Annotated in this window: 9 protein-coding genes; 7 read left to right on the top strand and 2 right to left on the bottom strand. The window is 68.1% G+C overall.

Features of this window, described 5'->3' with window-relative positions; all coding sequences use genetic code 11:
• Positions 1–81 precede the first annotated feature (81 nt).
• From QGN17_RS19825 to QGN17_RS19810, 4 genes are read left to right on the top strand one after another with little or no spacing between them, the layout of a single operon-like run.
• Positions 82–1,659, top strand: coding sequence for an aldehyde dehydrogenase (NADP(+)) (locus tag QGN17_RS19825; protein ID WP_281046330.1), 1,578 nt, complete (start codon positions 82–84; stop codon positions 1,657–1,659).
• Between the two features lie 28 nt (positions 1,660–1,687).
• Positions 1,688–2,671, top strand: coding sequence for an AraD1 family protein (gene araD1, locus QGN17_RS19820; protein ID WP_281046329.1), 984 nt, complete (start codon positions 1,688–1,690; stop codon positions 2,669–2,671).
• Positions 2,671–3,615, top strand: coding sequence for a Gfo/Idh/MocA family protein (locus tag QGN17_RS19815; RefSeq protein WP_281046328.1), 945 nt, complete (start codon positions 2,671–2,673; stop codon positions 3,613–3,615). Before araD1 ends, QGN17_RS19815 begins: the two co-directional genes overlap by 1 nt.
• Positions 3,612–5,633, top strand: coding sequence for an MGH1-like glycoside hydrolase domain-containing protein (locus tag QGN17_RS19810; protein ID WP_281046327.1), 2,022 nt, complete (start codon positions 3,612–3,614; stop codon positions 5,631–5,633). Before QGN17_RS19815 ends, QGN17_RS19810 begins: the two co-directional genes overlap by 4 nt.
• Positions 5,634–5,781: 148 nt before the next feature.
• On the opposite strand, the gene QGN17_RS19805 is transcribed toward QGN17_RS19810, so the two are convergent.
• Entirely contained in the window at positions 5,782–7,338 is a 1,557-nt protein-coding gene (locus QGN17_RS19805) for an alpha-N-arabinofuranosidase (protein WP_390902721.1), read from the bottom strand.
• Positions 7,339–7,531: 193 nt separating this feature from the next.
• Here QGN17_RS19805 and QGN17_RS19800 point away from each other — a divergent pair, with 193 nt between their 5' ends.
• Together QGN17_RS19800 and QGN17_RS19795 are read left to right on the top strand one after the other, a co-directional pair.
• Positions 7,532–8,218, top strand: a complete 687-nt coding sequence (locus QGN17_RS19800; RefSeq protein WP_051035188.1) for a FadR/GntR family transcriptional regulator — start codon at positions 7,532–7,534, stop codon at positions 8,216–8,218.
• 44 nt (positions 8,219–8,262) lie between these two features.
• The gene (locus QGN17_RS19795) at positions 8,263–9,564 is read left to right on the top strand and encodes a glycoside hydrolase family 27 protein (RefSeq protein WP_281046372.1); all 1,302 of its coding nucleotides are present in this window, start codon (positions 8,263–8,265) and stop codon (positions 9,562–9,564) included.
• Between the two features lie 37 nt (positions 9,565–9,601).
• Here the strand turns inward: QGN17_RS19795 and QGN17_RS19790 are convergent, their stop codons facing one another.
• Positions 9,602–11,422, bottom strand: a complete 1,821-nt coding sequence (locus QGN17_RS19790) for an IlvD/Edd family dehydratase (RefSeq protein ID WP_390902720.1) — start codon at positions 11,420–11,422, stop codon at positions 9,602–9,604.
• Between the two features lie 269 nt (positions 11,423–11,691).
• On the opposite strand from QGN17_RS19790, the gene QGN17_RS19785 reads away from it, so the two are divergent.
• Positions 11,692–12,957, top strand: coding sequence for a sugar MFS transporter (locus QGN17_RS19785; RefSeq protein ID WP_281046371.1), 1,266 nt, complete (start codon positions 11,692–11,694; stop codon positions 12,955–12,957).
• Positions 12,958–13,083: the final 126 nt, after the last annotated feature.

Below are 13,083 nucleotides of genomic sequence, written 5' to 3'. Positions count from 1 at the left end.
TACGATTATAGGGCAGCATCGGCTTGCCCGGACTCGCCGGGCCTGCTAGATACTATTTGTCTGAGTAATTAAAGGCGGAAGATGATCAAGGGTTCCATCCTGATCGGCTCGCGTGACGAAGCCGGCACCAGTTTCTTCTCGGCCATCGATCCATCGACGGGCGAGCAGATCGAGCCGCGCTTCGGCTCGGCCGACGTCTCCGATGTCGCGAAGGCCTGCGCGCTCGCCGACGCTGCGTTCGATGCCTACGCCGCCACCACGCCGGAGGAGCGCGCACGCTTCCTCGAAACCGTCGCCGAGAACATCGTCGCGATCGGCGACGATTTGATCGTTCGCGCCATGCAGGAAAGCGGCCTGCCCCGTGCCCGGCTGGAGGGCGAGCGTGGCCGCACCGTCGGCCAGCTGCGCCTGTTCGCCGCCACCGTCCGCCAGGGCGACTGGCTGGACGCGACGATCGATCCGGCATTGCCCGATCGCCAGCCGCTGCCCCGCCCGGATCTGCGCCGCGTCAACGTCGCGCTCGGCCCGGTCGCGGTGTTCGGTGCGTCCAACTTCCCGCTCGCTTTCTCGGTGGCGGGCGGCGACACCGCCTCCGCCTTCGCCGCCGGTTGCCCGGTGGTGGTGAAGGGCCATCCCGCCCACCCCGGCACCGGCGAGCTGGTCGCCCGCGCGATCCGCGATGCGGTGGCGGCCTGCGGCCTGCCCGAAGGCACCTTCTCCTACCTGCCCGGTCCCTCGATCGAGCTGGGCGGCGCGCTGGTCGCCGATCCGCGGATCAAGGCGGTGGGCTTCACCGGATCGCGCGCCGGCGGCCTCGCGTTGATGAAGATCGCGGCGGAACGCGCCGAGCCGATCCCGGTCTATGCCGAGATGTCCAGCATCAATCCGGTGGTGCTGATGCCCGCCGCGCTGAAGGCCCGTGGTGACGCGCTGGCGCCCGCCTTCGTGCAGTCGCTGACCATGGGTTCGGGCCAGTTCTGCACCAATCCCGGCCTCGTCATCGGCATTGCCGGAGACGCGCTCGACCGCTTCGTCGCGGCCGCCGGCGAGGCGTTGACCGGCGCCGCCGCGACCACGATGCTGACGCCGGGCATCCACGCCGCCTATGACAAGGGCGTGGCCGCGCTCGCCGGCCACGACAAGATTGAGACGGTCGCGCGCGGTTGCCCGGCAAGCGGCGCCAACCAGGCGCAGGGCGCGCTGTTCCGCACCGATGCGACGAGCTTCCTCGCCGACGCGGCGCTGGGGCATGAGGTGTTCGGTTCGTCCTCCGCGATCGTCGCCTGCCGCGATCTGGCCGAAGTGCGCACGGTGATCGCCGGCCTCGAAGGCCAGCTCACAGCCACCCTGATCCTCGACGAAGCCGACGAAGCCGATGCCGCGACGCTGCTGCCGGTGCTCGCCCGCAAGGTCGGCCGCATTCTCGCCAACGGCTGGCCGACGGGCGTCGAGGTGAGCCACGCCATGGTCCATGGTGGCCCCTTCCCGGCGACGTCGGACGGGCGCACCACCTCGGTCGGCACGCTGGCGATGGCGCGCTTCCTGCGGCCCGTGTCGTTCCAGAACCTGCCCGCCGGGCTGCTTCCGCCCGCGCTGGCGGAGGCGAATCCGTGGCACCTGTCGCGCCGCATCGACGGCACGGTGTCGCGCCCGGCCTGACGGCCCAAGACTTTCGGAGAGGAAAAACGTGACCCTATCGCTGATCCAGTTCCGGGCCGCCGATGGCGCCCGCCGTGTCGCCGCGCTGTCCGAGGATGGTCAGGCCCATGTCGTGCCGGGTGCGGCGAGCGTCGTGGCGCTCGCCAAGGCCGCGCTCGCCGCCGGGCAGACGCTGGCGGAAGCCGTCGCGGCGGCCGGCGCGGGCGAGGCGATCGACCCCGCCTCGGTCGATCTGCTGGCGCCGATCGACCATGAGGACAGCGCGCATCTGCTGATGACGGGCACCGGCCTCACCCATCTCGGTTCGGCCGAGGGACGCGACAAGATGCACCGCGCGGCGAAGGAGAATCCCGAGCCGACCGACAGCATGAAGATGTTCCTGATGGGCGTCGAGGGCGGCAAGCCCGCCGACGGCGCAGTCGGCGCGCAGCCCGAATGGTTCTACAAGGGCGACGGTAGCCAGCTCGTCGCACCCGGCCAGCCGATCCGCTCCCCCGCCTTCGCGCTGGATGCGGGTGAGGAGCCGGAGATCGCCGGCATCTACCTGATCGATGCCGACGGCAGCCCGGTGCGCCTGGGTTTCGCGCTCGCCAACGAGTTCTCGGATCACGTCACCGAGCGGGGCAATTACCTGTGGCTCGCCCATTCCAAGCTGCGCGAGGCGGCGCTGGGTCCGGAGCTGCTGGTCGGCGACCTGCCCGCCGACGTGCGCGGCGCCAGCCGCATCGTCCGCGATGGTGAGACGATCTGGGAAAAGCCCTTCCTGTCGGGCGAGGCGAACATGTCCCACACGATCGCCAACCTGGAGCATCATCATTTCAAATACGGCCTGTTCCGTCGGCCGGGTGACGTCCACGTCCACTTCTTCGGCACCGCCACGCTCTCGTTCAGCGACGGCGTGCGGACCCAGCCGGGCGACGTGTTCGAGATCGAGGCGGCGCCCTTCCGCCTGCCCGTGCGCAACCCGATCGCCATCGCCGAGGAAGAGAGCGTCACGGTGAAGGCGCTCTGATGGCGGTGAAGCTCGCGATCGTCGGCCTGGGCAAGATCGCGCAGGACCAGCACCTCCCCGCCATCGCCGCCTCGGACGATTTCGAGCTGGTCTGCGGCGCGACCCTCCAGGGCGAATGCCCGACCGGCAGGACCTATCGCGACGTCGCCACGATGCTGGCCGGGGAGCCGGGGATCGAGGCGGTGGCGATGTGCCAGCCGCCGCAGGCCCGCTTCGCCGCCGCCCGCGACGCGCTGCTCGCCGGCAAGCATGTGCTGCTCGAAAAGCCGCCGGGCGCGACGCTGAGCGAGGTCGCGCTGCTCTGCGATCTCGCGGCCGAGCGCAACCTGACCCTCTTCGCCGCGTGGCACAGCCGCGAGGCCCCGGCGGTCGAGCCGGCGCGCGCGTGGCTCGCCGGCAAGCGCATCCTGTCGGCGCAGATCATCTGGCGCGAGGACGTGCGCGTCTGGCATCCGGGGCAGCGCTGGATCTGGCAGGCGGGCGGGCTCGGCGTGTTCGATCCGGGGATCAACGCGCTCTCGATCGCGACGCACATCCTGCCGCCCTTCCTGCTGACCGGCGGCACGCTTTCCTATCCCTCCAACCAGCAGTCGCCGATCGCGGCCGATCTCGCCTTCGTGATGGCGGACGGCGCGCCGCTTACCGCCGATCTCGATTTCCGCCAGACCGGCCCGCAGACCTGGGACATCCGCATCGAGACCGATCAGGGCCGGCTCGTCCTGTCGAAAGGCGGCGCGGAGATGACGGTCGACGGCGTGGCCCAGCCGCTGCCGCCTGAGGCGGAATATCGCGGTCTCTACGTCCGCTTCGCGTCGCTGATCGCGGCGGGCGCACAGGACGTGGATCGCGCCCCGCTGCGCCATGTCGCCGACGCCTTCCTGCGCGCGGAGCGGATCGAGGTGGAGGCCTTCCACGACGAGCCGGCCGTGCCCGCCATGGCGTGAGGCGGCTTCGCATCCTGCTGGCGGCGCTGCTGGTCGGCGCCGCCGCGCCCCTTCCGGCCGCGCTCCCGCTCGACGAGCATCGCATCGCGGTCGATCGCTTCGGCAACGATGCGCCCTGGTATGAAGGCAATATCCCCTTCTTCGAGGCGTCCGATCCGCTGCTGACGCGGATATTCTACTATCGCTGGCAGATTTTCCGCGCCCACCAGCGCGATCTCGGCCGGCAGGGCTATATCTCCACCGAATTCCTCGACGATGTGAGCTGGCAGCGCGAGCCTTATGCCAGCCTCAACGACGCCACCGCCTTCCACATCGTGGAGGGGCGCTGGCTGCGCGACCGGCGGTACGCCGACGATTACGTGAACTTCCTCTACGAAGGCGGCGGCAACGACCGGCATTTCAGCGAGGGGATCGCGGGCGCGGTGTGGGGCCGCTATCTCGCCGACGGAGACGCCACCGCCGCGACCCGCCACCTCGACGCGATGCGCCACGTCTACAATTTGTGGGACGATCATTTCGATTTCGATCGCCGGCTCTACTGGATCGAGCCGCTGCTCGACGCGACCGAATATACCATTTCCTCGATCGACGCCTCGGGCGGCAAGGACGGTTTCCGGGGCGGCGACGCCTTCCGCCCCTCGATCAACGCCTACATGTTCGACAATGCCCGCGCGATCGGCCGGATCGCGGCGCTGGCCGGCGACGAGGCGACCGCCGCCGACTATGCCGCCCGCGCCGCCGACCTGAAGGCACATGTCGAGGCGGACCTGTGGAGCCCGGCGCTCGGCCATTTCGTCGATCGCTACCAGAAGGGCAACGAGTATGTCCGCGCCTGGGCGCCGATCCGGGGCCGCGAGCTGGTCGGCTATCTGCCGTGGACGGTGGACATGGTGACGGGCGATCCGCGCTTCGCTTCCGCCTGGTCGCACCTGCTCTCGCCCGCCGAACTGGGCGGCCCGAAGGGGATGCGCACCGTCGAGCCGTCCTACCAATATTATATGCGCCAGTATCGCTACGATGCGGCCAGCGGCGGGCGCGAGTGCCAGTGGAACGGCCCGGTCTGGCCATTCCAGACGACGCAGGCGCTGACCGGCCTTGCCAACCTGCTCGAAGGCCCGCCGCAGACGGTGGCGACGCGATCGGACTATCTGCGGCTGCTCCACCAATATGCGGCGCTGCATATGCTGGGCGATCATCCCGATCTGCAGGAGGATTACGATCCGCAGACCGGCAAGCCGATCGTCGGCCTCGCGCGCAGCCATCATTATTTCCACTCGGGCTTCGACGACCTGATCGTCACCGGCCTCGCGGGCCTGCGCCCGCGCGCCGACGACGTGCTGGAGGTCGCGCCGCTGATTCCGGCCGATCCCAAGGACCCCGAATATCTGCCATGGTTCGCGCTGCAGGACGTTCCCTATCACGGCCATCTGGTGACGATCCTGTGGGATGCGGACGGCAGCCGCTACGGCCACGGCGCGGGGCTGACCCTGCTGGTGGACGGGGCGCAGGTCGCGCACAGCGTCGTGCCGGAACGGCTGACCGTGCCCCTCCCGCGCAAGCCGCTCGCGCCCATAGAACGGCCGATCGATCTCGCGGTGAACCTCGTGCGATCGGACTATCCGAAAGGCTCGGCCTCGGTGAACGCCGATCCCGCCGCGCTGCATGGCGCGCTCGACGGGCGGGTGTGGTTCTTCCCCGAAATGGCGAACGGCTGGTCCACCATCGGTTCGGCGCACGCATGGGACTGGTTCGCGGTCGATCTCGGCAAGGCGGCGCAGGTCCACGCGGCGGAACTGGCCTTCTACGCCGACGGCAAGGATTTCGCGGTGCCCTCCGCCTATCGGCTGCAGGTCTGGGATGGCGGTTGGAAGGACGTGCCCGCCGCGTCGCTGCCCCCACCGGTCGCGAATGGCATTACGCGGATCGCGTGGCCAGCGATAAGTAGCGCCAAGCTGCGCCTGCTGGTGAAGAAGCCCGCAAGGGCCGCGGTGCGGTTGGTGGAGATCAAGCTGTTCTGACTTCATCCTCCCCAGCCTGCTGGGGAGGGGGACCATGCGGAGCATGGTGGAGGGGCCGCCGTCGCAGGCGGCGGTGTGCCACCGCCGCCCCTCCACCACCCTATGGGTGGTCCCCCTCCCCACGCTTCGCGCAGGGAGGATGAAGGGGTCAGCGCAGCCCCAGCACCACCACCGATTTCGCCGGCAGCGTCACCGTCAGCGTGTCGCCCGCGATCCGCGCGCCGTCGAACGCCGCCGGGCGCACCGTGTCCGGGCGATCGAAGCTGTTGAAGGCGTGCATGTCCGGCGCGGTGATGATCTGGCCGGTCACGCCACCCGCCGTCACGCCCGCCAGCTTCACGCTCACCGTCTCGGGCTTGTCCGGATCGGCATTGGCGAGCGCGACATGCACCTGCCCGCTCGTGTCGCGCACCGCCGACGCGCTCACCGCCGGAATCGCGAACTCGTCCTTGTCGTACCAGGGCGAGCGGATATCGACCGGGATCACCGTCGCGTCCTGCCAGGGCTTGTAGAGATCGAACACCCAGTAGGTCGGCGTCTTCACCATGCGCGGCCCGTCGGTGAGCAGCATCGCCTGCAGCACGTTCACCATCTGCGCGATCGAGGTCATCTTCACGCGATCGGCGTGCTTGGCGAAGATGTTGAGGTTGATCGCCGCCACCAGCGCATCGCGCAGCGTGTTCTGCTGGTAGAGGAAGCCGGGGTTGGTGCCCGGCTCGACATCGTACCAAGTGCCCCATTCGTCGACGACCAGCCACACCCGCTTTGCTGGATCATATTTGTCCATGATCTCGGAATGCTTGGTCAGCAGCTCGTCCATCTTCCAGGTGTGGGCGAGGGTCGAGGCCCAGGCGTGTTCGTCGAACTGCGTCGCCGATCCCTTGTCCTCCCAGCTGCCGGGGAAGGTGTAGTAATGGAGCGAGATGCCGTCGATCATCTTGCCGGTCTCGCGCATCATCACGTCGGTCCAGTGATAATCGTCGATGTTGGGGCCGCTGGCGATCTTCATGATCTTCTGGTCGGCCGGCGCCTTGACGAAGGTGGCATAGCGGCGCGTCACGTCGGCGGCATATTCGGGCCGCATGTTGCCGCCGCAGCCCCACAATTCGTTGCCGATGCCGAAATAGGGGACCTTCCACGGCGCCGGATGGCCGTTCGCGGCGCGCTCCTTCGCCAGCGTCGATCCGGTCGGCGAGGTCATGTACTCGACCCACTCGGCCATTTCGGCGGGGCTGGCATCACCGACATTGCCCGCGACATAGGCCTGCGCGCCGAGCAGATCCATGAAACCCATATATTCGTGCGTGCCGAAGCTGTTTGGCTCTGTCACGCCGCCCCAATGGGTGTTGATGCTGACCTTGCGCGCCTTGGCCGGGCCGATGCCGTCGCGCCAGTGATATTCGTCGGCGAAGCAGCCGCCGGGCCAGCGCACCACCGGCACCTTGATCTCCCGGAGCGCGTCGATCACGTCCTTGCGATAGCCGTCGATGTTGGGGATCGGCGATCCCTTCCCCACCCAGACGCCGCCATAGATGCCATGGCCGAGATGCTCGGCGAACTGGCCGAAAATCTGCCGGTCGTAACGCGGGCCGGGCTGATCGGCGTGGAGCGTCACGGTCGCGGCAGGCGCCTGCGCCATCGCGGCGAGCGGCATCGCGCACCCCAGCATGAACCCCGCGACGCGGCGCGACAGGCGATCGAGCATCGTCTTAATCCTCCCGATAATGATATTGTCTGACAAGTTGTCTAGGATGCTCTGGCGGTGCGATCAAGCCTTCGCTATGGTCGTCCGCACAACGGGGCGCGGTATAACCGCGCGGGTGCAGGATGAGGGAGAGACAGGCTTGGCGCGTACGGAAAAGCCCCCCTTCGGCCGGCTCGCCAAACCTTCGCTCGGCATGCGCATCCACGGATCGATCGCCCACGACCTCGGCGTCGCAATCGTCACGGGACATTACAAACCGGGCGACACGCTCTCCGGCGAGATCGAATTCTCCGAGCAGCTGAACGTCTCGCGCAGCGCCTATCGCGAGGCGGTGCGGATGCTCGCCGCCAAGGGGCTGGTGGAGAGCCGCCCCAAGGCGGGCACGCGTGTCTCCGATCGCAGCCGCTGGAACCTGCTCGATCCCGACGTGCTCGCCTGGGCGTTCGAGGGCGAGCCGAGCGAGGATTTCATCCGCGACCTGTTCGAGCTGCGCATGATCGTGGAGCCGGCCGCCGCCGAACTTGCCGCGCGCCGCCGCGAGGGCGCCGACCTCGCCCGCATGGGGCACGCGCTGGAGGAGATGGCGCGCCACGGCCTCGCCACGGCGGCGGGTCAGGCGGCCGACCAGCTCTTCCACCACACCATCCTGCAGGCGACGCGCAACGCGCCGCTGATCTCGCTCGCCAGTTCGATCGAGGCGGCGGTGGGCTGGACGACGATCTTCAAGCAGCGCCGCCGCAAGCTGCCGCGCGATCCGCTGCCCGATCACCGCGTGCTGTTCGAGGCGATCGCCGACGCCGATGCCGATGCCGCGCGTTCGGCGATGACGGATCTCGTCCGCCTCGCGCAGGAAGACACCGAACTCTCGCTGAGGGACTGACGGTGGCGAACGGCCCTAACCGCCGCACGATCCTTACCGGCGCGATGGCGAGCGCGGCGGCGCCGGTCGCGGCACGGGCCAGGATCGCGGGGGCGCCTCCCCTGCTCGCCCCGCGCCCGCCGATGGGCTGGAACAGCTGGAACAGCTTCGCCACCACCATCACCGAGGCGCAGGCTCGCGAGACCGCCGCGATCATGGCGGAAAAGCTGCTGCCCTTCGGCTACGACGTCTTCACCGTCGACATCCAGTGGTACGAGCCGGGCGCCTCCGGATACGATTACCACGCCGTCGCGCAACCGACGCTGGATGGCCATGGCCGCCTGCTGCCCGCGCCCAACCGCTTTCCCTCGAGCATGGGAGACAAGGGCTTCGCGCCGCTCGCCGCCTATGTCCACGGCCTCGGCATGAAGTTCGGCATCCACCTGATGCGCGGCATCCCGCGCCTCGCCATGCAGCGCAACCTGCCCATCCTCGGAACGCCCTACCGCGCGGCCGACATCGCCGACACGGCGAGCATCTGCCCGTGGAACCCCGACATGTTCGGCGTCGACATGCGCAAGCCCGGCGCGCAGGCTTATTATGACAGCGTGTTCGCGCTGTACGCCGGCTGGGGCGTCGATTTCGTCAAGATGGACGACATGAGCCGCCCCTATGACGCCCACGCGCCGGAGATCGAGGCCGCCCATACCGCCATCCGGCGCTGCGGCCGGCCGATCGTCCTCAGCCTCTCGCCGGGCGAGACGCCGGTGCCACGTGCGGAGCATGTCCGCCGCTTCGCGCAGATGTGGCGGATATCGGACGATTTCTGGGACGATTGGGCGATGCTCAAGGCCCAGTTCGTGCGGCTGGAAAACTGGAATGCGTGGCGCGTGCCGGGCGGCTGGCCCGATGCGGACATGCTGCCGCTCGGCCGCCTCGCGCTCGGCGCGCGCGACACCCGCTTCACGCCCGACGAGCAGCGTACGCTGATGACGCTGTGGGTGATCGCCCGCTCGCCGCTGATCATGGGCGGGGATCTGCGCCACCTCGACGCGGCGACGCTGGCGCTGCTCACCAATCGCGAGGTGATCGCGGTCAATCAGGCGAGCACCGCCAACCGCCCGCACTTCGTCGAGGACGGGACGCACATCTGGTCGGCCCGGCCTGAGGGCGGCGGGAACGAGCGCTATCTGGCGCTGTTCAATGCCGCCGACACGCCCAAGACCGTCGGCATCGCACTCGGCGAACTCGGCCTCGGCGGGCCGGTGCAGGCGCGCGACCTGTGGACGGGCGCGACCGGCCGGGCGAGCGGTCGGATCGAGCGCCACCTGCCGCCGCACGGCGCGACGCTCCTGCGCCTGACTTGATAATCCTCCCCCGCCCAGGGGGAGGATTTTTAGCGTCTCAGTGGTTGTCGCGGGGCACGCCCTGCGTCTGGGCGATGCGCTGATACTTTTCGGATCCTTCAAGGATCGCGCCGGTGTTCATCTGGCCGACGACAGCGCGCTGCATCTCCTGCCACGGCGTCTGCGAGGCCGGATAGGCATAGCCCCCCGCCTCGACCAGCGCGCGGCGGCGTTCGGCCAGCTCCTCGTTGGGGATCAGCACGTCGGCACTGCCCTTGCGCAGATCGATGCGCACCCTGTCCCCGGTGCGGATCAGCGCGAGGCCGCCCATCGCCGCCGCTTCCGGCGAGGCGTTGAGGATCGAGGGCGAGCCGGACGTGCCGGACTGGCGACCGTCGCCGATGCAGGGCAGCGCATGGACGCCCTCGCGGATCAGGTAGGCGGGCGGCCGCATGTTCACCACCTCCGCCGCGCCCGGATAGCCAATCGGCCCGGCGCCGCGCATGAACATCAGCGTTTCCGGCGTGATGTTGAGCGCCGGATCGTCGATGCGGTGGTGATAATCCTCCGGCCCGTCGAACACGATCGCCGGCCCCTCGAACGCATCGGGATCGTCGGGGTTGGAGAGGTAGCGGTTGCGGAACTCGTCATCGATCACGCTGGTCTTCATGATCGCGGCGTCGAAAAGATTGCCGGAGAGCACGATGAAGCCGGCCGCCTCCCTCAACGGGCGTTCGAGCGGGCGGATCACCTTCTCGTCCTCGATCGTCGCGTCGCGGCAATTCTCGCCGATCGACCTGCCGTTGGCGGTGATCGCATCCTCGTGGATCAGGCCCTGCTTCATCAGCTGCGCCACCACGGCGGGCACGCCACCCGCGCGATAATAATCCTCGCCGAGATATTCGCCGGCGGGCTGAAGATTAACGAGCAGCGGCACCTTGTGGCCGTGCGTCTCCCAATCCTTCAGTTCCAGATCGGCGCCGACATGGCGGGCGATAGCGGCGAGGTGGATCGGCGCGTTGGTCGATCCGCCGATCGCCGAATTGACCACGATCGCGTTGAGGAACGCCTCACGGGTCAGGATGTCGGAGGGCTTCAGATCCTCGCGCACCATGTCGACGATGCGCAGGCCGGTGCGGTAGGAAATCTCCTGCCGGTCACGATAGGGCGCGGGGATCGCGGCGGATCCGGGCAGCTGCATACCCAGCGCCTCGGCCAGCGAATTCATCGTCGTCGCGGTGCCCATCGTGTTGCAATAGCCGGTCGACGGCGCCGAGGAGGCGACGAGCTTGATAAAGCCCGCCTCGTCGATCTCGCCGGCCGCCAGCATCTGGCGCGCCTTCCAGACGATGGTGCCGGAGCCGGTGCGCTCGCCCTTGTGCCAGCCGTTGAGCATCGGGCCGACCGACAATGCGATCGCCGGAATGTTCACGGTCGCCGCCGCCATCAGCATGGCCGGTGTCGTCTTGTCGCAGCCGACCGTCAGCACCACGCCGTCGAGCGGATAGCCGTAGAGCAATTCGACCAGCGCCATGTAGGCGAGGTTGCGGTCGAGGCCCGCCGTCGGGCGCTTGCCGGTCTCCTGAATGGGGTGGACCGGGAATTCGATCGCGATGCCGCCCGCCTCGCGGATGCCCTCCCGCACGCGCTCGGCCAGCACGAGGTGATGGCGGTTGCACGGCGACAGATCCGATCCGGTCTGCGCGATGCCGATGATCGGCTTGCCCGACCGCAGTTCCTCCAGGCTCAGCCCGAAATTGAGATAACGCTCCAGATAGAGCGAGGTCATGTCGATATTGTCGGGATTGTCGAACCACGCGCGCGAACGGAGCGGGCGGGAGGTCACGGGATCGGGCATCGGTTTCAAACTTCCGGACAAGGATCAGCGAAACGGCGCACCGCTTGGCCATGGAGCATCGCGGGCGGGATGCCGGGACTCGCCGCCGATCGCGAAATTGCGCTTCGCTTTCATGGGCTTGCCCTCCTCCCCGCCGCCACGACGACGCCTTGGCGTTGACGCGCTTCTTGCTCCCATATACTCAGACAAAAAAGCGAAGAGCAACCCCGCCCGCACTTCGAGGGCATCAGGATGAGGAAAATATAGTGCCCGGACCGGTCACCACCAGCGCCAGTGCCGGCGCCTCCCCCATGTCGGCCACCTATCGCCCGGCGCTCACCCTGCTGGCCAGCCTGTTCTTCATCTGGGGCTTCATCACCGTCATCAACAACACGCTGCTGCCGCATCTGCGCAGCGTGTTCGACCTCGACTACACCCAGACCACGCTGATCGAATCGACCTGGTTCATCGCCTATTTCTTCGCGTCGATCCCGTCCGCGAAACTGATCGAACGCGTCGGCTACAAGCGCTCGATGGTAATTGGCCTGGGCATCATGGCACTGGGCGCGCTGGGCATGGCGCCCGCCGCCCTGCTGCCATCCTATGGCGTGACGCTTGTCGCCCTGTTCGTGATCGCCAGCGGCATCACGTTGCTGCAGGTCGCCGCGAATCCCTATGTCGCGGTGGTCGGCCCGGCCGAGACGTCGGATTCGCGGCTCAATCTCGTACAGGCGTTCAACTCGCTGGGCACGACGCTCGCCCCGCTGTTCGGCGGATACCTGATCCTCGGCCGCTCGAAATCGGGCACAGAAATGGCCGGCGCCGCCCATCTCACGCCGGCCGAGCGGCTGGCCGACGCCCATTCCGTGGTGCTGCCCTACCTGATCGTCGCAGCGGTGCTGGTCGCTCTCGCGATCGTCATCGCGCGGTTCCGCCTCCCGGAAATGGGGAGCGCCAACCGCCGTTCGTCGGCCGAGGAGCGGCGTGGCCAGTCACTCTGGAAGCATCGCAATCTCGTGTTCGGCGTCCCCGCGATCTTCATCTACCTGATCGCCGAGATCGGTGTCGCCAACCTGTTCATCAATTTCGTGTCGCAGCCCGACATCGGCAACCTGACGCACGAGCAGGCATCCCACTATCTCTTCCTGCTGTGGGGCGGGATGATGGTCGGCCGCTTCATCGGCTCCTATCTGATGCGCTCGATACCGGCCGATCGCGTGCTGGCCTGCTTCGCCGTGGCCGCCTTCGCGGTCATGCTGGTCGCCACCTTCGCGCACGGCCCGGTGGCGATGTGGGCGCTGATCCTCGTCGGGCTGTGCCACTCGATCATGTTCCCGACGATCTTCACGCTGGGGATCAAAGGCCTCGGCCCGCTGACCGAAGAAGGATCCGGCCTGCTGATCATGGCGATCGCGGGCGGTGCGCTGGTGATCGTGCAAGGCAAGATCGCCGACAATTTCGGCCTGCAGTGGAGCTTCCTGCTCACTGCCGCGTGCGAGCTCTACGTGCTGTTCTACGCGCTGTGGGGCAGCCGCCCGACCCACGCCGAACCCGCGCCGGTGCCCGTCACCGACTGATTTTTCCTTACATTTCCGCACATTTCCGCCGCTGACGGGGGGCATTGCCAAGCCCCTTGCCAGCGGCTTTTGGCTTCGCTACTAAATTGTCTGAGTAATAAACACGACACCGCGCTTTGAGCGGTG

The organism is Sphingomonas oryzagri (genome assembly GCF_029906645.1).
In the GTDB taxonomy this organism is placed as follows: Bacteria; Pseudomonadota; Alphaproteobacteria; order Sphingomonadales; family Sphingomonadaceae; genus Solisphingomonas; species Solisphingomonas oryzagri.
The sequence above is the reverse complement of the archived record's forward strand: the minus strand, read 5'-3'. Positions and strand labels throughout refer to the sequence as shown.